Annotated in this window: 26 protein-coding genes; 19 read left to right on the plus strand and 7 right to left on the minus strand. The window is 33.8% G+C overall.

Features of this window, described 5'->3' with window-relative positions; genetic code table 11:
* Positions 1-100: 100 nt before the first annotated feature.
* On the plus strand, positions 101-703 hold the full coding sequence (locus tag CD155_RS02835) for a DUF805 domain-containing protein (protein WP_256605044.1): 603 nt from the start codon (positions 101-103) through the stop codon (positions 701-703).
* 130 nt (positions 704-833) lie between these two features.
* Complete coding sequence (locus tag CD155_RS02840; RefSeq protein ID WP_103212462.1) at positions 834-1,049, plus strand: helix-turn-helix transcriptional regulator; 216 nt, start codon at positions 834-836, stop codon at positions 1,047-1,049.
* A 98-nt stretch (positions 1,050-1,147) separates the two neighbouring features.
* Here the strand turns inward: CD155_RS02840 and CD155_RS02845 are convergent, their stop codons facing one another.
* A complete protein-coding gene (locus CD155_RS02845) occupies positions 1,148-2,659 on the minus strand; it encodes an FGGY-family carbohydrate kinase (RefSeq protein WP_103212463.1) in 1,512 nt (503 codons plus the stop codon).
* A 182-nt stretch (positions 2,660-2,841) separates the two neighbouring features.
* On the opposite strand from CD155_RS02845, the gene CD155_RS02850 reads away from it, so the two are divergent.
* From CD155_RS02850 to CD155_RS02870, 5 genes are all read left to right on the plus strand, one after another.
* The gene (locus tag CD155_RS02850) at positions 2,842-3,741 is read left to right on the plus strand and encodes an ABC transporter ATP-binding protein (RefSeq protein WP_103212464.1); all 900 of its coding nucleotides are present in this window, start codon (positions 2,842-2,844) and stop codon (positions 3,739-3,741) included.
* Entirely contained in the window at positions 3,734-4,969 is a 1,236-nt protein-coding gene (locus CD155_RS02855) for an ABC transporter permease (protein WP_103212465.1), read from the plus strand. Before CD155_RS02850 ends, CD155_RS02855 begins: the two co-directional genes overlap by 8 nt.
* 238 nt (positions 4,970-5,207) lie before the next feature.
* Positions 5,208-5,534, plus strand: coding sequence for a YnfA family protein (locus CD155_RS02860; protein WP_002443923.1), 327 nt, complete (start codon positions 5,208-5,210; stop codon positions 5,532-5,534).
* A 29-nt stretch (positions 5,535-5,563) separates the two neighbouring features.
* Complete coding sequence (locus CD155_RS02865) at positions 5,564-6,574, plus strand: aldose epimerase family protein (protein WP_103212466.1); 1,011 nt, start codon at positions 5,564-5,566, stop codon at positions 6,572-6,574.
* A 290-nt stretch (positions 6,575-6,864) separates the two neighbouring features.
* Positions 6,865-7,554, plus strand: a complete 690-nt coding sequence (locus CD155_RS02870; protein WP_002443919.1) for a ribose 5-phosphate isomerase A — start codon at positions 6,865-6,867, stop codon at positions 7,552-7,554.
* 59 nt (positions 7,555-7,613) lie between these two features.
* On the opposite strand, the gene sdpC is transcribed toward CD155_RS02870, so the two are convergent.
* A complete protein-coding gene (sdpC, locus tag CD155_RS02875; RefSeq protein WP_103212467.1) occupies positions 7,614-8,690 on the minus strand; it encodes a peptidoglycan release complex CPBP-like subunit SdpC in 1,077 nt (358 codons plus the stop codon).
* Positions 8,691-8,938: 248 nt separating this feature from the next.
* Between sdpC and hutG the strand changes: the two genes are divergently transcribed.
* The gene (gene hutG, locus CD155_RS02880) at positions 8,939-9,874 is read left to right on the plus strand and encodes a formimidoylglutamase (RefSeq protein WP_103212468.1); all 936 of its coding nucleotides are present in this window, start codon (positions 8,939-8,941) and stop codon (positions 9,872-9,874) included.
* A 92-nt stretch (positions 9,875-9,966) separates the two neighbouring features.
* Here hutG and CD155_RS02885 read toward each other — a convergent pair whose 3' ends face one another.
* Complete coding sequence (locus CD155_RS02885; protein ID WP_070830291.1) at positions 9,967-10,836, minus strand: LysR substrate-binding domain-containing protein; 870 nt, start codon at positions 10,834-10,836, stop codon at positions 9,967-9,969.
* 270 nt (positions 10,837-11,106) lie between these two features.
* Between CD155_RS02885 and hutU the strand changes: the two genes are divergently transcribed.
* The 7 genes from hutU to CD155_RS02920 all read left to right on the plus strand — a co-directional run bounded on the left by hutU (position 11,107) and on the right by CD155_RS02920 (position 19,578).
* The gene (gene hutU / locus CD155_RS02890) at positions 11,107-12,768 is read left to right on the plus strand and encodes a urocanate hydratase (protein WP_103212469.1); all 1,662 of its coding nucleotides are present in this window, start codon (positions 11,107-11,109) and stop codon (positions 12,766-12,768) included.
* Positions 12,768-14,003 carry an imidazolonepropionase gene (hutI, locus tag CD155_RS02895; RefSeq protein ID WP_103212470.1) on the plus strand — a complete coding sequence of 412 codons (1,236 nt, stop codon included), beginning with the start codon at positions 12,768-12,770 and terminating at the stop codon, positions 14,001-14,003. Before hutU ends, hutI begins: the two co-directional genes overlap by 1 nt.
* Positions 14,004-14,336: 333 nt before the next feature.
* Entirely contained in the window at positions 14,337-15,458 is a 1,122-nt protein-coding gene (locus CD155_RS02900; protein WP_103212471.1) for an amidohydrolase, read from the plus strand.
* A gap of 131 nt (positions 15,459-15,589) precedes the next feature.
* A complete protein-coding gene (locus CD155_RS02905) occupies positions 15,590-16,471 on the plus strand; it encodes an SDR family oxidoreductase (RefSeq protein ID WP_103212472.1) in 882 nt (293 codons plus the stop codon).
* 264 nt (positions 16,472-16,735) lie between these two features.
* Entirely contained in the window at positions 16,736-17,335 is a 600-nt protein-coding gene (locus CD155_RS02910) for a hypothetical protein (protein ID WP_256605045.1), read from the plus strand.
* 294 nt (positions 17,336-17,629) lie between these two features.
* Positions 17,630-18,931 carry a Na+/H+ antiporter NhaC family protein gene (locus tag CD155_RS02915; protein ID WP_002443902.1) on the plus strand — a complete coding sequence of 434 codons (1,302 nt, stop codon included), beginning with the start codon at positions 17,630-17,632 and terminating at the stop codon, positions 18,929-18,931.
* Between the two features lie 131 nt (positions 18,932-19,062).
* Entirely contained in the window at positions 19,063-19,578 is a 516-nt protein-coding gene (locus tag CD155_RS02920) for an SRPBCC family protein (protein ID WP_002443901.1), read from the plus strand.
* A gap of 61 nt (positions 19,579-19,639) precedes the next feature.
* Here CD155_RS02920 and CD155_RS02925 read toward each other — a convergent pair whose 3' ends face one another.
* Positions 19,640-20,401: a MurR/RpiR family transcriptional regulator gene (locus CD155_RS02925; RefSeq protein WP_070871855.1), complete on the minus strand. Its 762-nt coding sequence runs from the start codon at positions 20,399-20,401 to the stop codon at positions 19,640-19,642.
* Positions 20,402-20,618: 217 nt separating this feature from the next.
* Here CD155_RS02925 and CD155_RS02930 point away from each other — a divergent pair, with 217 nt between their 5' ends.
* Entirely contained in the window at positions 20,619-22,217 is a 1,599-nt protein-coding gene (locus tag CD155_RS02930) for an alpha-glucoside-specific PTS transporter subunit IIBC (protein ID WP_002443899.1), read from the plus strand.
* A gap of 136 nt (positions 22,218-22,353) precedes the next feature.
* On the opposite strand, the gene CD155_RS02935 is transcribed toward CD155_RS02930, so the two are convergent.
* Positions 22,354-22,884, minus strand: a complete 531-nt coding sequence (locus CD155_RS02935) for a hypothetical protein (RefSeq protein ID WP_002443898.1) — start codon at positions 22,882-22,884, stop codon at positions 22,354-22,356.
* A gap of 282 nt (positions 22,885-23,166) precedes the next feature.
* Between CD155_RS02935 and CD155_RS02940 the strand changes: the two genes are divergently transcribed.
* The 3 genes from CD155_RS02940 (at position 23,167) to CD155_RS02950 (ending at position 25,026) form a co-directional block, all read left to right on the plus strand.
* Complete coding sequence (locus tag CD155_RS02940) at positions 23,167-24,081, plus strand: bile acid:sodium symporter family protein (RefSeq protein ID WP_103212473.1); 915 nt, start codon at positions 23,167-23,169, stop codon at positions 24,079-24,081.
* 105 nt (positions 24,082-24,186) lie between these two features.
* On the plus strand, positions 24,187-24,825 hold the full coding sequence (locus CD155_RS02945; protein WP_037541609.1) for an HAD family hydrolase: 639 nt from the start codon (positions 24,187-24,189) through the stop codon (positions 24,823-24,825).
* Positions 24,826-24,837: 12 nt separating this feature from the next.
* Complete coding sequence (locus CD155_RS02950; RefSeq protein ID WP_037541608.1) at positions 24,838-25,026, plus strand: hypothetical protein; 189 nt, start codon at positions 24,838-24,840, stop codon at positions 25,024-25,026.
* Positions 25,027-25,240: 214 nt separating this feature from the next.
* On the opposite strand, the gene CD155_RS02955 is transcribed toward CD155_RS02950, so the two are convergent.
* Together CD155_RS02955 and CD155_RS02960 are read right to left on the minus strand one after the other, a co-directional pair.
* A complete protein-coding gene (locus tag CD155_RS02955; RefSeq protein WP_002443895.1) occupies positions 25,241-25,426 on the minus strand; it encodes a hypothetical protein in 186 nt (61 codons plus the stop codon).
* On the minus strand, positions 25,423-25,782 hold the full coding sequence (locus CD155_RS02960; RefSeq protein ID WP_044466799.1) for a hypothetical protein: 360 nt from the start codon (positions 25,780-25,782) through the stop codon (positions 25,423-25,425). Before CD155_RS02960 ends, CD155_RS02955 begins: the two co-directional genes overlap by 4 nt.
* Positions 25,783-26,029: the final 247 nt, after the last annotated feature.

A 26,029-nucleotide genomic window follows, 5' to 3' on the forward strand; every position in this document is an offset into this window, starting at 1 on the left:
ACTCAATATACAAGTTTCTACTATAGTTCACTCTTTTTTAATTTATCAAAGAGTAGAAGATTTTAAAACAGTTTTACATGACACAGAAAAAGGAGAATGAATGATGCGAGATAAAGTAAGTTTTGGGCGAGCACTTAAATTATTTTGGAGTAATTATGTTAACTTTAAAGGTCGCTCAAGACGAAGCGAGTATTGGTATGCAACGTTATGGAATTTAATATTTGTAATTCCAGGATTAATTGGTCTATTTATAGGTTTTATGTTTGCGATGATAGGATCGGCAAGTCACGATGAAGCCGCTTTAACTATTGGGGGATCTTTACTCATTTTAGGTTACTTATACTGCATTATCTTTGCTTTAGCCACTTTAATACCTAACTTGGCTATTTTAGTTAGAAGATTTCATGATTTATCATTTTCAATGTGGTTACCAATTAGTGGTGTAATAGTAATATTTATTGTCAATGTTACTGCCAACATTATTTCACTTAATGACAAATGGTCAGACAATGGTTTTGTTTTACTCTTATTATATATATTACTTGCAATTCAATGGATATATTCAGTTATTCTTTTAGTCATGGTTTGTCTTAATGGTAAGAAAGAAACAAATAAATATGGACCTAGTCCTAAATTCACTGAATACGTAACTAATTATGAAGGTAAAAACCATAATCCAGTTGATAAAGCTAAAACTAATTAATTGGCTTTTCACTAGCGGTCTCTCAAAGAGGCCGCTTTTTTAAAATAAAAGTGTCATATATATTTGACTTCTGCCTATTTGTTTGATTATGATAAAAGTACTTAATCATTGTGAAAGAAGGGCTACTGATTTGAATAAAGTGAAACAGTTTAGAGCACATCAGAAAATATCTCAACTTTCTCTAGCCCGAGCTGTTGGTGTTTCTAGACAAACAATTAATATGATAGAAAATGACAAATATAATCCATCTTTAAAATTATGCATTAATATCGCGAAAGAACTAAATGTGACATTAAATGATTTATTTTGGGAGGATGACCATGAGGAGTCATATAAAAATCTCTAAGAGGTTGGGACGACGAAATTAATTTATCTAAATTATATTTCTGTCTCACTCTCTTAGAGATATTTTTTTGAAATCTACATTCCAATATGACGATTCAATTATTCATGTATGTAGGATAGTTCTGGATTTTCACGACCTAAAATATCATGTAGTTTTCGATATTTATCGAACAGTTTGTCATATGCTTTGACTTTATCAGGTTCCGGTTCTTTGATGTAGTAAATAGGCTGTTTCATATGTTCTACGGTTTCTTTTAATGATGGATATGCACCGCCAACATTGGCGCCCAGCATTGCTGCACCGAGTGCGGTAGCATTAGATGATTCAAGTACTACTACTTTCTTGTTTAACACATTTGCGTAAATATCCACTAATAATTGACTTTTCTTTGGAATACCACCTGAGGCATAAACCGTATGAACTGGAATTTCATTGTCTTCAAATTGTTTCATGATCATCTTAGTACCGTACGCTGTCGATTCTAAATACGCACGGTGAATCATCTCGAAAGGTGTTTGCAACGTTAAGCCAAAGACGCTACCTGAAAGATGGCTGTCACTTAATATGCTACGGTTACCATTATGCCAATCGAGTACAATGACATGTTGATCTTCTACATCGACGTCGCTTGCGAGCTCCTCTAAATATTCAAGTATTGAAACTTCCTTTTCCAAAGCTTGGTCAACGATATGTTTGGGAGCTAACTGCTCAGAATAACTAAATAAATCTCCGACAGCAGCTTGACCTGCTTCATATGCATATAAACCTGGGATGACTGCATCTTTTACAGAACCAGTAATCGCAGGGATAGGTTTTTGTTTAGGGTCTAGCATTAAATGACAGGTACTTGTGCCGATAACAGCTGTAAATTCACCTTGTTTAATAGCCCCTACACCTAGTACACCTGAATGGGCATCAATCATATATGGAGAGATTTGGACTTCCTCAGGCAAATTCCATAATTGTTGATAATATACTGCTAAATTTCCTGCGCTTTCACCTATATGTACGACCGGTGCTTCACATTTTTCCTTAACGATGGTAGGCAAGCTTGTAATGTAGTCGCCAGCTTCCATGATATAACTCGTACGTTCAAGTAATTCAGGTGCTTCATGTTTCATTTCTAATATCTTTGGAATCATCCATTCACTATTGACGCTTGAACCGTAATAATCGAGCCATTGATTAGATGTTTTTTCACTGGCTTCAACCATTTGTGTCGCTTCATCTTGAGCGCCATGATGTTTCCATAATTTAACATAAGCGTGTGGATTGTTTTTTAAACTATCTTGTCGATGTAATGGTTCAAAATTTTCATCTAAAAAGACAATCGTACAACTTGTGAAATCGACACCAATGCCTAATACATCATTTTTGTTCACTTTGCTCTCTTCTAATACATATTTAACGCCATTTTCTAAAACATGAAGATAATCGTCAGCATTTTGTAAGAAATAGTTACGAGGGAGTGCTTCGCCATTCAATGTTTCAGCAATTGTACCGTGTTCATATGTTTCTTCATAGCTTGAGATCATCTCACCATTGGATGTATCCACAAGAATCACTCGACCTGAAGCTGTACCATAATCAATGCCTATACTGTAGCTCATTTGTCTAACCTCTTTAAATTTGAAAAGTATGTATTGCTACGAAACTTATAGATAATGATAGGGCTTACAAAAAAGTTTGTAAAGTTTATTAAGTTTCAAAATTTACATATAAGAATTAATTGAATAATGTTATATTAAAAAAGAATTTAAACCAAAAAATCATATTGATAGGAGTATAAAATATGAGTTTGATAATTGATCATGTCACCAAGAAATTTGGAGATTTCACTGCAGTTAATGATATTTCTTTAAAACTTGAAAAAGGAAAAATGTTAGGATTTTTAGGGAGAAATGGTGCAGGTAAAACAACCACATTTAGAATGATACTCGGGTTGAGTGAGACGACAGAAGGTACCATTACATATGAAGGTAAAAAAATAGGTAAGCACATGTATAACTCGATTGGTTATCTTCCAGAAGAACGAGGCTTACATCCTAAAATGACAGTCGAAGAAGAATTAACTTATCTTGCGACGTTAAAAGGCTTATCTAGTAAGGAAATTGGAGAACGTATTGATTATTGGTTAGAGCGTTTTGCGATTACGGAAAATAGAAAGAAGCGAATCCAGTCACTCTCAAAGGGGAATCAACAGAAAATCCAATTACTTGCGAGTATGCTTCATAATCCTGAACTACTCATTTTAGACGAGCCATTCAGTGGTTTGGATCCAGTTAACGTTGAGCTATTAAAACGTGCGGTAAAAGATTTAAATGATAAAGGTTCTACCATCATATATAGTTCACATCGTATGGAACATGTGGAGGAACTCTGTGATGATGTTTGCATCATTGATAAGGGTGAGTTAGTCGTTTCTGGAGACATTCAACATGTTCGCTCTGAACATGGTAATAAGCGTGTGATTATTGAAGCAGATCATCACATTGATGGCTTAGATGAGATTGCCGGTATTTTAAATATTGAGCAACATAAACGTGATATTCGAATAACAATTGAAAATGAAGATATCGCTAAAGATATTTATAAGAAAGTGATTGAACAAGGATTTGTAAGACGTTTTCAAGTTTTAGAACCTTCACTTAATGACATTTTTATAGATAAAGTAGGTGAAACACATGAATAAATTTTGGTCGACCTTTAAACTCACGTATCTCAGTAAAATTAAATCAAAAGCATTTATCATTTTTATGTCTATCATCGTCATACTGATGATTGCACTTTCAAATATAGATAAAATTATAGATTTATTTGACAATGGCCCAGATAAAGTAGGCGTTGTGACGCAAAATGAACAAATTTATAAAGTATTGAAAAAACAAAGTCATGCACTCGATGATGACGCCACTTTTAAAAAAGTCAGTGAAAAAGATGCGCATAAGTTAGTAAAAAATGAAAAATTAAAGAAGGCCTATATCGTGAAACAAGATAAGCATCATCAATTATCAGGAACGATATTGAGTAAAGACAACGTAGAGGCTGAGGACGAGCAAAAATTGACTGAGGTACTTACTTCTATCCAATCTCAATTGGTCGCTTCGAATCTCAATTTAAGCCAAAATGAATTGAAACAATTACAAGCAAGAAGTCATGTAGACAGTAAAGTCATCTCTAATAAAGAGGATAGTCAATTAAATTCAGGAGAACAAACTTTAAATTACATATTAGTTTATGCGACGTTAATGCTCATCTTCTTTATTGTATTTAATTACGCAGGACAAGTTGCAATGGAAATTGCTACGGAAAAGACTTCTCGCGTCATTGAGATGATTATTACAAGTGTGTCACCAGTGATTCATATTTTAGCTAAAATTGCAGGCGTTATTGCTGTTGCATTCACTCAAGTTATTATGATTATTATCATGGCATTACTTTGTGTCTATGCATTTGATTTAAAAAGTTTATTTAAAGAATTTGACATTCAAATGAATCATCTTGCATGGCAAATTATCATTGTAAGCATACTTTGCCTTATTGTTGGTATCTTAAGCTATGTATTGCTTGCAGCTATTCTTGGCTCATTAGCAACGAGAATTGAAGATATGAATCAAACGCTTATGCCGTTAACTTTATTAGCTATGATTGCATTTTATATTGCAATATTTAGCATCATGAAGCCGGATATGCTGCTTACTAAGATTACAAGTTTTATCCCATTCCTAGCACCGTTTGAGTTATTAGTACGTGCTCAATCTTCAGAATTAGAAATCTGGGAAATCGCTGTGAGTATGGGGATTTCAATCATTGTAGTCGCACTCTTATTATGGATTGCTGTTAAAACGTATAAAGATTCTGTGCTTACTTTTGAAAAGGGATTATTCAAATCAATTCAACGTCTTGTGAAAAAGAATTAATCAAACTAAGTCAAGCACTTTTATTTTTATGTTCTAAACCTATGGAATATTAAAAGAAAAAGTGTAACAATATGTATGTGAAAATACCGTCGTTAAATTAAAGATAGATTTATAGAATCTAACATTGATACAATGTTACTTATCATATCAATCTAAATTAAATACTATTCTTATTTATAACTGAACTACCCCTTCGTTATAGTGAATAGGATAAATTTTAAAGGTGGTGCATTGTATCGTGTTTTATTCTGCGTTTATTTTCATCATAGCAGGCCTCTGTGAAATTGGTGGAGGCTATTTAATATGGTTATGGTTAAGGGAAGGCCATTCATATTGGCTAGGTTTATTAGGTGGTATGATACTCATACTATATGGCGTAGTGGCTACGTTTCAGGCGTTTCCGACATTCGGTAGAGTATATGCTGCATATGGTGGTGTGTTTATTATTATGAGCCTTCTTTGGGCTTTTGTGATAGATAAACAGACTCCAGATAAATATGACATTATTGGCGCCTTAATTTGTATGATAGGCGTATTAGTGATGTTATTACCTAGTAGAGCTTAATTTAACGTGGTTGAAAGGGAGATTATGTAATGATAGTTGAAGTTGAGCATCAAAGACATGATGTTGATTTAATTAAAATTGATAATGATGAAACGAAGATTGTATTTACGAATTACGGGGCTAGAATCGTTTCTTGGAAGTATCACGACAATAATATTATTTTAGGGAATGTTGTAGAGGCTGATGAATTCTATTTTGAAAATCCTTTTAATTTTGGTGCCACTATCGGTCGCTATGCAGGTAGAATTGCCAATGCTTCATTTGAATTAGAGGGACAAACATATGAATTAGAAGCAAATCAGCATCCACACCATATACACGGTGGCTCTAAAGGTTTAGATACTAGAATTTTTGATTATGAAATTGTAGACGAAATTGGCCAGATCAAAGTCATTTTCACAACCACGATTAAAGAAGAGGAAGATCATTATCCGGGCGATATGACTATTAAAGTCACACACACTTACGATGCTGATCAACGCTGGACGATACAATATGAAGCGAAATCCACGCAAAAAACGCTATTTAATCCAACAAATCATGTGTACTTTAATTTAAATCGAGATAATAATGTTGTTGATAATCACAAAATATCAAGTTCCTCTTTAAAAATGTTTACTTTGGATGATAACCATATTGTGAAACAAGAAGCACCACTTGATTTCTATGATGTATTTAAAGAAAAGGGTGTACTGTTTAAAGATATATTTAATAGTACAAATGAAAAACTTCATCAGCAAATGCAAAGATATAAAGGCTTAGATCATCCATTTGAGGTAGGAGGGCGTCAACTTCTTATTGATAATAATGAGTTTGAATTAAAAGTCGAAACAGATATGCCACATATGGTGATATATACTTTTAATAAACCACAAAATTGGGATAGTGATTTCAATATTTATAAATCTCATTCTGGATTTACTGTGGAAACTCAAAATCTCCCTAATGATATCAACATGTATGGTGAGAAAGCGCAGTCTATTTTAGAAGCACATACGCCTTATCTTTCTAAAACAAGCTATCAAATTAATGAAAAATAAATAATTAATTGAAAACGTCGGGTCTCCATTTTATGAAACTGAAATGGTAACTCGACGTTTTTAATCTTTTGACTTTACAGAGTGTGTGATCTCTAGGTGAATGGGAATGTTTTAAATGAGGAACTGCTATCAATTCAAGTTGCTTACTTTTTAAATATTGAGATGATTGAACTCTAATTTTAAAAGAGATAAAGTGTGAAAATTAATTTCATTATCTAAAGGTATTTAAAAATAATTAAACTCATGTAAAATGAAATTAAGGAAATTAGAGAAAAGGGGATAATCAGCAAATGAAAGACGTAAAAGAACTTAAACTCATGACGTTAGATGATGTGATTAGTCAGATAGAAGATGGTATGACGCTTGGGATAGGGACTGGAAGTACAATCGAATTGCTAGTACCTAGAATTGCTGAATTGGTTCATCAACATCATTACGATATTACTGGCGTATGTACATCAAATAAAACGGCCTTTCTGGCGAAAGAATTAGATATTAAAATTGTTGAGGTTAATGATGTCAATCACATTGACTTAGCTATCGACGGTGCTGATGAAGTAGATCCAAACCTTAACCTTATTAAAGGTGGTGGCGGTGCACTATTCAGAGAGAAAGTGATTGATGAAATGGCTGAAAGATTCGTCGTCATTGCTGATGAAAATAAACTTGTTGATTATTTAGGGCAAACGTTTGTATTACCAGTTGAAGTAGATAAATTTAATTGGTATCAAGTAGCGAAAAGAATAGAAGACATTCAAGGTGTGAAAGTTAATAGACGCGTGAATGAGGATGTTCCATTTACGACAGATAATGGAAATTACATATTAGATTGTACATTGCCAGAAGGAATTGACCCTTATGACATGCATGAATTTTTAATACATCTAACGGGTGTATTAGAAACAGGTTACTTCCTTGATATGACGGATCAGGTAATTGTGGGAACACAAGATGGCGTTAAAATTATGAATAAAGCGTAGAATATATATAAAAGAACTTGAGGGTTACAAAATGCCTCAAGTTCTTTTTATAGGTTTTGTTATTCTTTTTTAGTTGAATCTTCGGTAGTTTGTTCTTCTGCTTCGTTGATTTCATCTTTCACATCGCTAACTACAGATGAATGACGGTCTTCTGTGTAAGACGCACTATCCTTTAAATCTGAGTTGTCAGTATGCGTTTGTTCAGAATCAACTGCTGAGTGTGATTCATCTTTTGGTTTCTCAACATTTTCCTTTTCAGAGTCAGCTTCTTTGGAACGATTGTTCACGCCTCCGAAGTCATCCTCTTCAGTATGGTCTAAATAGTTGTTAGGTTCAACTTCTTCTAAACTTTGCTTTGTTGTTTTATAAACAATAGCACGAATGATTAAACTTAACACGATGAAGACAACACCTACAAGAGTTGTTGAGATCGCAATGACTTTCATCGAGAAAAGATCGCCAGTTTCCTCACTAAATAAGAATACTAATGCAAATGTCATCGCAGCATGGAAGACTGTAGCAATGTAAATGGTACGTCCTTGAGTAGCTCTGATTAATTCACCGATAATCATTGAGAACGCAAATGTATATAAGAAATGGTAACCAGCATATTCCAGACCGTATGTAGTATTAGCAGTAAAGATTGAATAAATAATACCTACAACAATACTTGCAAAGAAAGTGTTCATCTTTGTTTCAAGAATATTTTGTAAGTATGAACGGAAACCAAATTCAGTAACAAAAGCCATTAAAATATGACCAATTAATATTGTAATTAATGATACTGATAAATCTGATGTTTGTAATAAGATGAAACTATCAGCAAAAGTATTAAAGCTATACATACCAATCATAAGAATAATTAATGGTAAGATAAGCGCTAAAATAATTCGTTCAATAACCTTTAAACTGATTGAAAACTTTAACCCTGCTAATTGTTCTTTTTTATACTTAAATACTAAAAGACATACAATTGATGCTATTAAAGGTGCTAAATCTTTGATGTCAAAAACAAATCGTTTAACTCCAATGGATACTTGGAAATCTCTAAGTATAACGGCTAAGGCCATTGTTATAACAAAGAAGACAAAGACCATCATAGCCCATTGAAACCCAGAAATTCGAGAGTTCTTCATTTTATGTAACCTCCATTAGGTAACAAGCTAAATTTATTTTATTTACAATTATACATCTTACAAGGAGATGTTTAAATTGTCTATTTTAATTATCATCAAAATGTAATAGTCTTGAATCATTTTGTTAGCTAATCGTAATTAAATATTTTCTTTTCAGGGTATCAAAATATTACAAGCGTTGAATTCAAATACACCAATAGTTATACTTTATTTAACTATTGTGATTAACAAATCAAGGGGGAAGTATCATGTATAGACTTGCTGAACGTGATTTATGGACAGGTCGTCTAGATAGTGAAACAGATGTAAAACAATTTAGACACTTTCAAACTGTAAAATTTGGTGATTTATCGAAAGTTGAAAAATCTGGGACACGAAAAGGGGTAGGTATATTAGGGTATGCTGTTGATAAAGGCGTCGAATTAAATAAAGGACGTGTAGGGGCAAAAGAAGGCCCGAATGCGATTAAAAAGGCATTTGCAGGTTTGCCAGATTTAAATCAATGTGAAGAACTTGTTGATTATGGCAATGTCGAGCATGATCACGACGCACTGATTGATACTCAAAAAGAATATGCAGAGTTAGCTGCTAAATCTATTCAAAATCATAAGCAAACATTTTTACTTGGTGGCGGACACGATATTGCTTATGCACAATACTTAGCTACGCGTAAGGTTTACCCTAACGAATCTATTGGCGTCATCAATATTGATGCCCACTTTGATACACGTGATGAAGGTGAGTCTACTTCAGGTACAAGCTTTAGACAAATATTAGAGCAAGATGATAACGCTGATTACATGGTATTAGGCATATCACAAGGTGGTAATACCCAAGGATTATTTGATTATGCTAAAGAGAAACATGTTCAATATGTTTATGCTGATGAATTATTAAACCAAGTTTCTCCCCCGATTAAAGATATGATAGAACATTTTATTCATGACCATGAAATTATTATGTTTACTGTTTGCATGGATGTTGTTGATAGCGCCTTTGCGCCAGGGGTAAGCGCACCAGCTGTACTAGGTATCTATCCTCACACAGTATTTGAATTAGCTAAACGTATTATACCTAGTGAGAAGGTTGCTTCAATCAGTATTGCTGAAATGAATCCTCAATATGATTTAGACAATCGCACTGCGAAACTTGTAGCAAACTTAGTACATCACTTCTTAATTTAACGCTTTGAAAATGTAAGCAAATTGACTGCGTTAATTATAAATAAAACACCTGTAAAAGTTAGGATGATGATGCCCACTTTTACAGGTGTTTCTTATATATCCCAGTAATCTAAACATTGTTGTATTAAAGACATGACTTGTTCTGAATGTTTACGTTTTTTTAAATAATTAATAAAAATCTTGCGTCCTAAGTTAGGACGTATTTTTATACTATCTAAATTCTTGGCAAAATAAGACTGATAATAAAAGCGAGGCACAATTGCATAACCGAGATTTAAATGCACAAAGTTTGTAGCAGATTCAAAACGATCTGTTTCCACTACAATATTTGGAAATTCATTTCTTCTATTAAAATAATCGTCTAGATGTTTGCGTACTTGCGAATTTTTATTTGGCATAATGAGAGGCAGATTTTCTATTTTAATTGTCTTTTGATTTGGAAATTCATTTTTAGGGGTGAGTAAAACATATGGTTCTTCATATAGAGGGATAGACGCAATATCTTCGTGATTAATTTTTTCATTGGTTAGCGCAAAATGTACATCGAAATTAAGTAACTGATCAATAGAATCGCTTCTATCGTGAACTTCATACATACGATATTGTTGATCTGGAAAATTTTTATGATGTAGCTGTGTGACTTTAGCTATCCACTGACTTGTAGATTCCAATATGCCCATTTTAATTCTTGGTTCTGATGTAATGTTTAAATCATACATCTTTTCAACAGTGGAACGATATTCCTGAACTAATTGTGTCGCATACTTATAAAACTGAATGCCTTTTTCGGTGATTTTGATATCTTTTGTAGTCCTCATAAATAAGTCATAACCTAAATCTGCTTCCATTTTTTTAATTGTAGCGGTCAATGAAGGTTGACTAATATGTAAAAAGTTAGAAGCTTTTGTAAAACTATTGTATTTAACTATAGCCAAAAAATATTCTAGCTGAATGATTTTCATGTAAAGCACCCCGTATTTATAGTTTTAAGTTATAAATGATTAGTTTATTTATATTTGTTGTCTATATCTTAGACTATTATACTGTAATTACAAAATATTTGTTGTGTTAAGTCGTTTAACGCATTGAATATTTTGAATAATTTAATTAATTTTAGTACTCTTTTCCCTATTTTATAATATTCAATCACAAAAGAAATTTGTTTTTAGAAAAAATGAATAACAATCAATTTGAAAATGCATGTAAACAATAATCAGATGGGAGAGATTGACATGAGAGAAATTCACGCTAAAAAAGGGTTAGACATTGAGTGTAAAGGTTGGGAACAAGAAGCGGTATTAAGAATGTTATATAACAACTTAGCTCCTGAAGTTGCTGAACATCCTGAAGAATTAGTTGTTTATGGTGGGATTGGTAAAGCTGCTCGTAACTGGAAAGCATTCGAAGCAATTGAAAACACATTACGCGATTTAGAAGCAGATGAAACTATGTTAGTTCAATCTGGTAAACCAGTTGCAGTGTTTAAAACTCATGAAGAAGCACCACGTGTATTAATTTCAAACTCTGTGTTAGTTCCTGAATGGGCAAATTGGGATCACTTTAATGAACTCGATAAAAAAGGCTTAATCATGTATGGACAAATGACTGCAGGAAGTTGGATTTATATCGGTTCTCAAGGTATTGTTCAAGGAACTTATGAAACATTCGCTGAACTTGCTAAGCAAGAATACAATAGCGATTTAACAGGGACTATTACATTAACTGCTGGTTTAGGCGGCATGGGTGGTGCACAACCACTAGCAGTTACGATGAATAATGGTGTTGCCATCTGTGTAGATGTAGATGAAACACGTGTTGATAAACGTGTTGAAACTAATTATTGTGATGTTAAATCTACAGATTTAGACGAAGCATTGAAAATGGCACAAGAAGCTAAAGATAAAGGGGAAGCATTATCCATTGGCTTAGTAGGTAATGCTGTAGATGTTCATAAAGCAATTTTAGACAAAGGTTTTAAAATAGATATCATTACTGACCAAACTAGTGCGCATGATCCATTGAATGGTTATGTGCCACAAGGTTATTCAGTGGAAGAAGCAAAACAATTACGTAAAGAAGATCCTAAAAAATACGTTGAATTAGCTGAGGCTTCAATGGCTAAACATGTTGAACTCATGTTAGAGTTCCAAAAAAATGGTGCTGTAGCTTTCGACTATGGTAACAACATTCGCCAAGTTGCCTATAATAATGGTGTTGAAAATGCGTTCGATTTCCCTGGGTTCGTTCCAGCGTATATTCGTCCGTTGTTCTGTGAAGGTAAAGGGCCTTTCCGCTTTGCAGCATTAAGTGGTGATCCAAAAGACATTGAACGTGCTGACGAAGAAATGAGAAAGTTATTCCCAGAAAACGAAAAATTGTTAAGATGGTTAGATTTAGCGGAAGAAAAAATTTCTTATCAAGGATTGCCATCTAGAATTGCATGGTTAGGTTATGGCGAACGTGCAAAAATGGGGTTAGCTCTAAACAAACTTGTACGTGATGGTGAAATATCTGCCCCAATCGTTATTGGACGTGATCATTTAGACTCTGGTTCAGTCGCTAGTCCAAACCGTGAAACTGAAGGCATGAAAGATGGCAGTGATGCAGTTGGTGACTGGGCTGTATTAAACGCATTAATTAATACTGCAGCTGGCGGTTCTTGGATTTCATTCCACCACGGTGGCGGTGTAGGTATGGGCTATTCACTACATGCTGGTATGGTTGTTGTGGCTGATGGATCAGAACGTGCGGAGAGAAGATTAGGACGAGTACTTACTACAGATCCGGGTATGGGAGTAGCAAGACACGTTGATGCAGGTTATGATATTGCGATTCAAACAGCTAAAGAAAAAGGTGTCAAAATTCCAATGATTGATGAAGCAGGTGATAAATAATGAATGATTTAATTATCCAAAATATTCAAGAATTGATTTTACCTAAATCTACTGACAAACCTTTAAAGGGTAGAGAGTTAGATGAATTAGAAGTTATTGAAAATGCCACGGTTGTCGTTAAAGATGGCAAAATCGTTTATTCTGGCCCTCATACAGATGAATATGAAGCCAATGAAACAATTGATGCTACTGGTAAGGTTGTTTCACCTGCGCTTGTTGACGCACATACGCACTTTATATTTGGCGGTTCACGTGAGCATGAAATGTCTCTCAAACGTCAAGGTAAATCATATTTAGAAATTCTTGAGTCTGGTGGAGGCATTCTTTCAACTGTTAAATCTACACGAGAAATTAGTGAGGAAGACCTTTTCAAAAAAGCAGAGCATGATTTATTAACTATGATTAAACATGGTGTGCTTACGATAGAAAGTAAAAGTGGATATGGTTTAGATAAAGAAAATGAATTGAAACAATTACGAGTGTCTAATCAATTAGCTGATAAATATAATTTGGATATCAAACATACTTTCTTAGGACCTCATGCGGTGCCTGAAGAAGCTGAATCGAATGAAGCATTCTTAGAAGAAATGATTGAATTACTTCCTGAAGTTAGAAAATATGCTGACTTTGCAGATATTTTCTGTGAAACGGGAGTATTCTCAGTGGAAGAATCTAAGCGTTATATGGAAAAAGCTAAAGAAGCTGGCTTTAAAGTTAAAATTCATGCCGATGAAATTGATCCATTAGGTGGTTTAGAATTGGCAATTGATGAGGAGGCTATTTCTGCAGATCACTTAGTAGCGTCTAGTGAAGAAGGTAAAGCCAAATTAAAAAATAGTGATACAGTGGCTGTGTTATTACCAGCTACGACATTCTATTTAGATAAAAATGATTATGCTGATGCACGTGGCATGATTAATAATGGCGGTGCGATTGCAGTGGCAACTGACTATAATCCAGGTAGCAGTGTAACGAATAACTTACAACTTGCCATGGCTATTGCAGCTTTAAAATTAAAATTATCTCCTAATGAAGTATGGAACGCTGTGACAGTGAATGCTGCAAAAGCTATTGATGCTGATGCAGGTACGATTAATGAAGGTGACAAAGCAAATATCGTCATTTGGGATGCACCTAACCATGAATATATTCCATATCATTTTGGTATTAATCATGCTCAAAAAGTGATTAAAGATGGCAAGGTTATTGTTGATAATGAATTTAAATTAGATTAGTTGATGTGTGAATCACAAATGCACTAGGAAATTAAACTTAATCAAGGAGCCCTTAAAATGAATTGACGTACATTCGTTTTAGGGGCTCGTTCTATATCAATAAAGCTTTCAGATAAAAATATTACTAAAATATTTGATGAAAATAAAAGTATGTAGTGAATATTTTTCAATAACGTAACGATTAAACTTTTCTTATTAGAAATGCTATGTATATAATTTAAGAAAATTCGAAATATTCGAAATGTAAAGACCGTTTATTAGAACTCGGTCATTTCAGGTTCTATTTTATATTTGTTTTACAGTCATTTTCGAAAAGAAGGGGTTGAATCAAAGATGGCCAATTATTCAGATTATGTCAATTGGAGACGTACATTTCATCAATATTCAGAGCTCTCCAAAAAAGAGTTTGAAACAACAAAACGTTTAAAACGAATATTAGAAAGTTATCATATTTCGATTTTGGATTTACCTTTAGAGACAGGTTTAGTTGCTGAGATAGGACAAGGAGAACCCATGGTAGCTGTGAGAACTGATATTGATGCCTTACCAATAACGGAACAAGTGGTGCATGAATTTACTTCGACAAATGAAGGTGTCATGCACGCATGTGGGCATGATATTCATATGGCGAGTATATTAGCTGTTGCAACACAACTTAAAGCGATAGAAAGTGAATTGAATGGACGTGTGAGAATACTTTTTCAAGCTTCGGAAGAATTAGGCGATGGTGCTATTAAACTAAGTCAAACGGGGGCACTTGAAGGTGTGAAAGCGGTGCTAGGTTATCATAATTATCCAACTCTAGATATTGGAGAATTTGCAATCAAAAGTGGTGTGACAACGTCAGCAGTAGATCGTTTTGAATTTCATATTCAAGGAAAGGGCGCACATGCTGCGAAACCTGAACAAGGTAATGATCCAGTTATCGTAGTAGGTCAGTTGATAAATAGTTTACAATCCATTGTAAGCCGTAATTTATCAGCATTTGATAGTGCAGTCATAACAATAGGTGAAGTATCTTGTGGTAATACTTGGAATGTGATTGCTGACCAAGCGTATATTCAAGGTACGGTGCGTACATTCGATGCTGAAAAGCGCCAATATATAGAACAGCGTATACACGAAATTTCTGAAGGGTTGTCTCAAGCATTTAATGTTGAAATGGAATTGACCTATACACAGTTACCAGGTGCTGTCGTCAACGATGAGAACTTAACAGACCAAGCGATAGAAGTTGCTAAAGAAGTAGGATATCACGTTCATATGATGACAGAACCGCTCACTATCGGAGAAGATTTCTCAGGTTACACGAAAGATTATCCTGGTGTTTTTGCGTTCATTGGTTCAAATAGTAAGTACGATTTACATCATCCTAAATATGATCCTGATGAACGTATCCTTGAAAAAGTACCAACATACTTTGTGAAACTTGTGCAGAAATTGTTAAAGGGGTAATGATTGATTTCAAATATTGCTTTTGTGATTAATTCGTGCTGTTAAATTCATTTTCCGAAAATAAAATATGATTAAATAATGAGAAATTGTGGGTATAAATAACAGAAACTACAATTAGGAGATGATGATTGATGTCAGCACAAGATCCTAGAAACAAATTTAAAACGACGGATTATGAAAAACAAGAGCAAGCGTTACCAGGATTACAATCCAAGATGACGCCACAACCAGACTTCGGAGAAACATCCTATGAAGGGCATGGGAGATTAAAAGGTTATAAGATGTTAGTCACTGGTGGTGATTCCGCAATCGGACGTGCTGCTGCAATAGCCTATGCCAAAGAAGGCGCAGATGTCGCTATTAACTATTTACCTAGTGAAGAAGATGATGCACAAGAAGTGAAACAAGTGATTGAGGGTGCTGGACAAACAGCTATCCTTATTCCTGGTGATTTAAGAGATGAACAATTTAACTACGATATGGTTGAAACAGCTTATATTAAATTAGGTGGTTTAGACAATGTTACTTTAGTTGCGGGCCATCAACAATATCATGATGATATCCATGGGTTTAATACAGAAGCATTTGCCGAAACGTTTGAAACGAATGTTTATCCTGTGTTCTGGACTGTTCAAAAAGCTTTAGAATACTTAAAACCAGGCGCATCAATTACTACAACGTCATCCGTCCAAGGTTATAACCCAAGTCCGATACTACATGATTACGCTGCATCAAAGGCTGCTATTATTTCATTAACGAAAAGTTTTTCAGAAGAACTTGGCGCAAAAGGAATTAGAGTAAACTGTGTGGCACCTGGTCCATTCTGGTCACCACTTCAAATTACAGGCGGACAACCACAAAGTGCTATACCTCAATTTGGCCAACAAACACCTCTTGGACGTGCAGGTCAACCAGTAGAGCTCTCAGGCACATATGTATTGCTAGCTTCAGAGGATTCTAGCTATACTACAGGACAAGTGTTTGGTGTCACTGGCGGTACACAAATCGACTAAAAGGTTACGGACACCGTTTTTATTAAATTATCATTCAACAATGTCATTCGAGTTCCTAAAATGAAGAATTTAAAATTCATTTTAGGAGCTTTTTTACTGTGATAGAGGTGCCAGTTTGTTTTTTGAGTTGAGAGTGTGGCATGGTCCTCAATTGAAGCGAATGGAAGCGATTTGATAAACGCAGATGATTTCATGTACCATGTATGTAAGGATAATGGTTCTAAGTAAGATGATGGGCAAATAAAAAGAACAAGGTGATACTGCGTGAGAACATTCTTAATTAGATTTTTACCTTACATTTTATTAACTATAGGAATAGGTAGCATCATAATATTTAATTATAATCCAATTATTACGATTTCAATATTTCTTGTACTTTGTATATATAACGTTTTAATCAATCTTTATTTAGTTAATGAAAATATAACAAAGGGCATGATTTGGATTCACCCCATTATTGATCGTATATTAGGAGCGATAGCCGCTATCGTTTATTTGGGTATGTTTTCATGGGTGATTTTAAGACATATTACCTTTCCTACTGTATTTTTTATAGTGTTATTGACTGGTTTAATTACACTTTACCTAGAATATAAACTTAAAATTATTGATGATAAAAAAGGGAAGCAAGAAAAATATGGAAACGATACGAGCATGGCTGACTATAAGGTTGTGTCACATCGCACTGAAAAAACATTTAAAATAACTTCAATTATCACAACGATAATGAGTATTTTACTTATCATTTTGAGTTTGTATTTAAAATGGTGGATTTTATTTGGCGTATCAATAGCATTATTAATTTTAGTCGCTATTGCTTTATCAATTTATGAAAAATATTTTACTACGCGTATTGAAGAATAATTTTTAAAAAGCTATGTATTTTAAGTATTGACGTTGTAACTATAATCTTGTAATGTTAGACACAATTCGCGTAGCTTATCAAGATAAGTTGAGAGCTGGACAAAGAAGTTTCTGCAATGTTGTATCGTATACAATGACTTACAATCTTAATGATCCTTGGCGCCAAGTCTCAAGATAGAGAATTTCATTAATGAAGTTCTACAAGCATTACAAGATGGGAGCGGGATGCCGAAATCGTTCTTTGAGAATCAGATTTCTGTTTCGCTCCTATTTTTATGGAAAGTAGGTTGAATAATGGAGAAAATAAAGAAAGGTAACGCATGGGCGCTACTCCCATTACTTCTATTTGTATTACTATTTCTAGGCGTGGGAATCGTTTCTGGCGATTTCACAACGATGCCTTTAAATGTAGCGATCACAATTACAGTAATTGTTGCCTTACTTATGAATAGAAAGGAATCCTTCGCTAAGAAGGTAGAAGTATTTACAAAGGGTGCTGGACATTCGAATATTATTTTGATGATGTTGATCTTCATTTTAGCGGGTGCCTTTTCAACTACAGCAGAAAAAATGGGCGGTGTCACATCCACAGTTAACTTAGGATTATCACTTATCCCACAGAATTTAATCATAGTAGGATTATTTGTGATATGTATGTTTGTGTCTATTTCAATGGGAACGTCTGTGGGTACAGTAGCTGCCATTGCGCCAGTAGGTTTTGGATTTGCTCAAGCCACGGATGTGCCTGCAGCTTTAGCGATGGCTACAGTTGTTGGTGGTGCGATGTTTGGAGATAACCTTTCAATGATTTCAGATACAACGATTGCTGCTGTTAGGACCCAAAGAACTAAAATGAGTGATAAATTTAGAGTTAATTTTAAAATTGTCTTGCCTGGAGCAATCCTGACAATTATTATTCTGTTCTTATTAACTAATGGTATTTCAATTGATCATGCTAAAAATTATGACTATAACTTATTCAAAGTCATTCCATACTTATTAGTATTAATTCTTGCGCTCATAGGGGTCAACGTCATTATTGTATTAATCGGCGGTACAGCGTTAGCAGGTGTGATTGGATTAATAGATGGCTCATTCGGTTGGAAAGGGCTACTTAGTGCTGTATCTAAAGGGATTATTGGTATGGAAGATATTGCAATGATAGCCTTACTCATAGGTGGACTCGTAGGTATTATTCAACACAATGGCGGTATAGATTGGTTACTACAATTCGTCCGTTCTAAAGTGAAATCAAAACGTGGTGCTGAATTAGGCATTGCTAGTTTAGTGAGTGCGGCTGATATTTCTACTGCTAATAATACGATTTCTATTATTATGGCAGGACCGTTAGCTAAAAATATTGCAGATGAATATGATGTTGATCCTAGGAAATCAGCAAGTATACTAGATATTTTTGGTGGTTGTTTCCAAGGATTATTACCGTATAGTCCTCAAGTGATTTCAGCAGCTGGCGTAGCAGGTATATCTCCATTTTTACTTGTTCCATACAGTATCTATCCGATTTTACTTGGCGTATGTGGCTTAGTAGCGATTATTTTGAGGGTCCCACGACTGGACCATAAATCCAAAAAGTAAATAGCAAAATTGAAGGAGGCTAAAAGTGCTCAGTCGTTTTTAGCTTCTTTTTAATATTAAGAGCATTCATAGTTTGTGACACAGCTTAAATACGTTAGAATAGAATTAAGAGTGAAAGTAGGTGAAAGATAGTGGCAAAATATAATGTAGAGAATGAACACGTAGAAATCGACATCGAACGATTATTAAAATTTACTCCAGAAGTAGTGTATGAAGCGTGGACGAAAGAAGAGCTTCTCAAACAATGGTTTATGACTACGCAACGTACAAATCAATCTTTTGAAGCGGATATTCAAGAAGGCGGACAGTATCGAATTGTAGATCGCAGAAATGGCAAACAAAATGTGATTGAAGGTACATACAAGGAACTAGTGTTAGATGAGTATGTGAAAATGACAATTGGCATGCCAGGATTGAGTGAAGAAGAGGATATTATCGAAGTGGAATTCTTCGAACGTGAAAATGGTGGCACTCAAATGCTCTTCTACTATCGCTCATTAGTTGAGAAAGAAAGACGTTTAACTACATTGGAGTATAAACAAAAGAAAAAAGAATATCATGATTCAACAGCACATGGATTTGAATTAATGATTGATCAGATGCAAAATGTTCTAGAAGAACGTGAAGAACAACAAAGTCATACTTAATAAAATCGCAAGCATTAGAGTAGTAAGCATGTTGACCTTACTACGATTGCTTGCGATTTTTTTATGTTAATTCATTTTTCTCTTTGCGTTCATTATATTTTCTTAAAAGTGTTTCGAAAAAGATGTGATAACTGATAAAACTTGAATAATCTGTACCATCATTTAAGTAAAACGTATTACTAGATACATAAACATTATAATTTGCTTGTTGTGCCAAGGAATTATCCTTCATCGTCGTGACGGAAATGAAATACTTTTGTCTTAATTGAAGTAGTTGTGTTACTTCTGTTAACTGATAAGTTTCCCCAGATAATGAAATAATAAAGAACAAATCTTTGGGAACAGTTTTATTTAAAACCATTTTTAATTCATGAATATCGTGAAGAAGAATGATATTTTTGTGCATGGTCAGTAAAATACGTTGCGCTTCTTCTGCCACATTCATTTGAGCACGACCGGTACCATATAAATAGATTGTTGTTGCTTCATGCATTTTATTCGTTAATAAATGATAGTCTACACGATCAAGATAACTAAAGGTGTTCTCAATTTCTTGTTTGAATTGTTCAATTAAATCAGAGGGTAGTTGGTTTTTCTTTTCATTTTCAAATTTTAAAAAGGATTTAAAGTCACTATAACCATCAAATCCTAACTTACGAGTGAAACGATGAATCGTCGCATTAGAAGCATGCGTATGTATAGCTAAATCTTGAATTTTCATATTTTTACAGTCTTCGATATGTGTATTTACATAATGTGCGATTTGTATATCGTTATCATTTAAATTATCGAAATTCGAATTTACACGTTCATCTAATATCATCTCAACACCTCAATATTATTTATTGAAAAAATTTCCGCACAATGAAAATATAATCTGATTATACAAAATAGTTTCAAAATTCGTCAACGTCATTGTAGTAATGTAAGCGTTTACTATATATTGAAATTAAGTTATTTATTTTTATAAAGTTTCACCATTAAAAGATAATACAGGGAGTTAAAGTGAAACAATCATATGGGATGTGGAGGTTTTAATTATGAACGCAATTAAACGTTTTGGTAGTGCGATGATTGTTCCAGTATTAATGTTTGCATTTTTCGGTATCGTACTCGGTTTTGCAACACTTTTCAAAAATCCAACAATTATGGGTGGACTTGCAGATCAACATACATTCTGGTTTAAATTCTGGTCAGTCATTGAATCTGGTGGCTGGGTTATCTTTAATCATATGGAAATTGTATTCGTTGTTGGTTTACCTTTATCTTTAGCGAAAAAGGCTCCTGGTCATGCTGGTTTAGCCGCATTAATGGGTTATTTGATGTTCAACACATTTATTAATGCAATTTTAACGCAATGGCCACATACCTTTGGCGCAAACCTTAAAAAAGGTGTAGAAAATGTCACTGGTTTAAAAGCAATTGCGGGGATTGAAACGTTAGATACGAACATCTTAGGTGCTATCATTATTTCAGCAATTGTGACATGGATACATAATAGATATTATAGTAAGAAATTGCCTGAGATGTTAGGTGTATTCCAAGGCTTAACATTTGTTGTAACAATTTCATTCTTTGTTATGTTACCGATTGCTGCAATTACTTGCGTTGTATGGCCAACGATTCAAAATGGTATTGAATCTGTACAACATTTCATTATTGGATCTGGTTATATTGGTGTTTGGTTGTATCATTTCTTAGAACGTGTGTTAATCCCAACAGGATTGCATCACTTTATTTACGCACCTATTGAAGTTGGTCCTGTCGTTGCAAAAGATGGATTAAAAGCTGAATGGTTTAGACACTTAAATCAATTTGCAGAAAGTAGCAAACCATTAAAAGATCAATTCCATTATGGCTTTATGTTGCAAGGTAATGGTAAAGTCTTTGGTGCTATTGGTATTGCTTTAGCAATGTATTCTACGACGCCTAAAGCAAACCGCAAAAAAGTAGCAGCATTATTAATTCCTGCTACGTTAACTGCAGTAGTGGTTGGTATTACAGAACCTTTAGAATTTACATTCTTATTTATCGCACCATATTTATTTGTCATTCACGCATTATTAGCTGCTACAATGGATACAATCATGTATGGCTTTGGTGTTGTGGGAAATATGGGCGGAGGATTATTAGACTTTATCGCTACAAACTGGATTCCATTAGGCCAAAATCACTGGATGACATATGTTGCACAAGTTGTGATTGGTTTAATATTCTCAGGAATTTACTTCTTTGTATTTAGATTCTTGATCTTAAAATTCGATATTCCATTGCCAGGTCGTCGTGCTGAAGAAGAAGTTAAACTTTTCTCTAAAAAAGATTATAAAGAGAAAAAGGGTGAAGGTAATACTGACAATTCAGGATTTACGCCAAGTAATGAATATGAAGCGAAAGCATACTACTACCTAGAAGGTTTAGGTGGAAAAGAAAATATTAAAGATGTGACAAACTGTACCACACGTTTACGCTTAACAGTAAATGATGAATCTAAAGTAGAAGATAGTGGTTACTTTACTCATGACCAAATGGCACACGGCTTAGTGAAGAGTGGCAAAAATGTCCAAGTTGTTGTGGGTATGACCGTACCTCAAGTACGAGAAGCATTTGAACACTTAGTTTTTGATGAAAAAAATGATTAGTGAGTTTTGAATATAAAAGTAGCAGTAAGAAGATTCGTAATTGAAATCATCTTACTGCTATTATTTTTTGAGACATTATGTCCAAAACTGATTGTTTATATTAAAAAATCCAGTGACTATTCACTGGATGGTACATTTATGAAATACGTGCCTTATGCAACATCTTAGCACGATAACTTGCAGATAAAATATCAATATTACGTGTTGCAATAGTATGAAGTAATTGCGTGAACACCTCAGGAGCACATAACACACTCGCACAATTATTATTTAATGTATAGTTAACATCATGATGATTAGCAAACATATTCATGATATCAATCACTTTATCTTTAATAAAAGGATCTTGTAATCCGTCGATAGCTAAATCAAATCGTTTGGCTGATTGATAAAGATGTTCAGAATCAAGAAGTTCATCGACATGCTTAGGAGATAAAATTTGATAAATAGAATAATTATGGAAGCTTAAAAAACTAATTAAATAAGGTAATTGTTGCTTAGGTAGGCTCACCTCTAAAGCATACATGTTATTTTGTTTGAATATAGAAAATTGTAATGACTCACAGAATTTTATTTCTTTACACAAATGAGTTAATTTTTTTCGCGTTGAGCGAGATTTCAAACCTGCAATATTGATAATGTAGGTTTCAAATTTATCAATCAACATGTTATGACCTCCCAATCTTTAACATTCTTTATATAGGTATCAAACTAGCGTAAAACAAAAGCGTACGTTGTCCGTTTAAATAGATTGTACCACTCTTTTTTTGTATATTCACTAAGACTTTTGAACGAAGTTAAAATTTATTCTTTTGTAATCTTTTCTTAACAAAATTTATAAAAAATAGAGTTTTTACCGCTTAATTTAATGAATATTCTGAAAACATATTGAGATAAATGACTTCCTATGATAATATTTGAAATCATTGTATTAAGGGAAGTGTTCTTCATGTTAAATAAAATAAGTCAGTTTACGACTAAAACTTTTTTATTGTGGATGATTTTAGCAGCTATCATTGGTTTGATGTTCCCCCAACAATTTGCTGGTTTAGGATCGTTTGTACCGTATCTCTTAGGAATTGTTATGTTGGGAATGGGAATGACTATAAGTCCTAAAGATTTTAAAATCGTTTTTAAATCACCTAGACCAGTCATTATAGGAGTCATTTTACAATTTACAATAATGCCTTCACTAGCTTTTTTGATAGCTAAGGCGTTTAATTTACCTTCAGAAATTGCAATAGGCGTTATTTTAGTTGGGTGTTGCCCTGGAGGAACGTCAAGTAATGTTATGAGTTATTTAGCAAATGCTAATGTGGCCTTATCAGTCGCAATCACTAGCGTTTCAACACTTCTTGCTCCAATAGTTACTCCTGCATTAATTTATCTATTTGCGCACGAATGGCTAAAGGTTTCATTTATGAGTATGTTTTGGTCAGTCGTTCAAGTTGTTTTGATCCCTATAGTTATAGGGTTCATTTTCCAAAGACTTGCAAAGAAAGTTGCGGAAAAAACTGCTACAGCTTTGCCTATTATTTCTGTTGTTGCTATTTCACTTATTCTTGCATCAGTCGTTGGTGGAAGTAAGGATCAAATTGTTAAAACAGGATTACTTATATTCTTAGTTGTAATTCTTCATAATGTTTTAGGTTATACGATTGGTTTTGTTTTAGCACACATATTTAAACTAGAACGTAGAGATAAAAAAGCAGTGGCAATTGAAGTGGGTATGCAAAATTCAGGTCTCGCTGTTTCATTAGCGACAGTCCATTTCAGTCCGTTAGCTGCTGTTCCAGGCGCAGTGTTTAGTTTTATACATAATATTTCAGGACCTATACTTGCTAAATATTGGTCAAAACGTTAATCAGTGATTTAATTTTGAAAACAACGTCTACAGTTCATCTAGTAACAGTAGGCGTTGTTTGTGTTAGTATGTGTAATAACAGTGATTAAAAAAGGAGAAAAAAAGATGTATAGAGCAGTGATCTTTGACTTTGATGGAACTATTATTGATACAGAACGTCATTTATTTGAGACAATTAATAAACATCTTAAGTTTCATAAAGTCGAACCGATTTCTATTGATTTCTATAGACAATCAATAGGTGGCGCAGCTACAGATTTACATAATCACTTAGAAACTGCGATTGGTTTAGATAAGAAAGAGAAAATTTATCAGGAACATCATGAAACCAGTGGAGATTTACCTATCATCGACACGATTAAAGCGTTAATGAACTATCTCAAACAACGACATATTCCGATGGCAATTGCAACGAGTAGTTATAGAGAAGATATATTGCCAACATTTAAAAAGTTAGGTTTAGACGACTATATTGATGTGATCGTAGGTAGGGAAGATGTCGAGAACGTTAAGCCTGACCCAGAACCTTATTTAACAGCTGTCCAGCAATTAAACTATAATCCAACTGTTTGTTTAGCAATTGAAGACTCAGTGAACGGGGCAACAGCTGCTATGATGGCAGGATTAGATGTTGTCGTAAATACAAATGTGATGACTGCGCATCAAGACTTTTCAACCGTGAATTATGTTGGTAAGGACATGTCACTTGAAGATATCGTGACGCAATTATTTGAAAATAAATAGGAGGCACATAACGTGGGTTATACCATACTATTCTTTATAGCAGGACCTATCATCTTAGCCATAGGGAACCTCATATTAGGACCTATATTTAATAAAAGAACACCATTTCACGTACAACTTAGATCATTTATCATTGGTTCTATTGTTTACCTTATCCTTGCAACGATAGGATACTTTCTTCTATTACAGGGAAGACTATAAAATAACTTAGAAGATAAGATAAAACGTTTAGTTATTCCTAGATAAACAAAATAGCGATATGAAATAAGCTCTAAGACACTTCTTGTACTTACAGACCGCACTTAAGTTAGATTTTTTAGTCCAACTTTTAAGGTGTATCGCATAAAGAAATGATCTTAGAGCTATTAATTTGAATTTGATATTGAGTATGTAACTAACTTAAACATACTTTAGATTATGTGGTTAATTTTAGAATTAACGTGACGAGTATGAGTACAATTAAAACTAAATCAATTCCCACCATTATAGTATATCGAGTAGATTTTTGACCTTGATTTTTAGCTAATTTCATCGCTTGATAATTAGGTACTAAGCTGATGATTAATAATATTAAAATCACAACGCCAATAATAATTGTCATGACAAATGACCTCCATTTTTTCTTCTCTTAATCAGTTCCCATATGATTCCTGCTACGATTCCAATAATTAAGCCACTTATCACGCCAATTTGCGTTGTAAAGAAAAATGTTCCAATAAGCAAGCAAATGACTAATGATATTGGAAGGGTAGTACCGTAAATCATTTTACGTTCATCAGAACTTAAGATTGTAAAAGCCACTATATAAATGATGAAGAAAGCCAGTGTTGCTAAAAGCGTACGACCCACAACATGCATTAAATCAGAATGCTTCATAGTAAAGTAATTTAGTAAGAAAAACACAATCATAAAAATCAAAGCAACTTTGATTGCACGTTGTATAAGTGCTTTATCCATAATCAATCTCCTTTAACTATTTAAAGAAAGTATATCACACTCACTCAGTCATTTAGAATGAAACCATTTATGTAGTGATATCACAATCTATTTATAAAAACTTAAGTAAGTTCCATATTGATAATCAACACATTGAAACGCAATAAATATTTAACAATCTCATCGACCAACAGATTGAAGGCTTAGTCGCTTTAATAGATTTAATTTTCAGAAAAATAATCAAAATAGGTATTTTCAAAAATCAAAA

This window comes from Staphylococcus caprae, from assembly GCF_002902725.1.
Taxonomy (GTDB): Bacteria; Bacillota; Bacilli; order Staphylococcales; family Staphylococcaceae; genus Staphylococcus; species Staphylococcus caprae.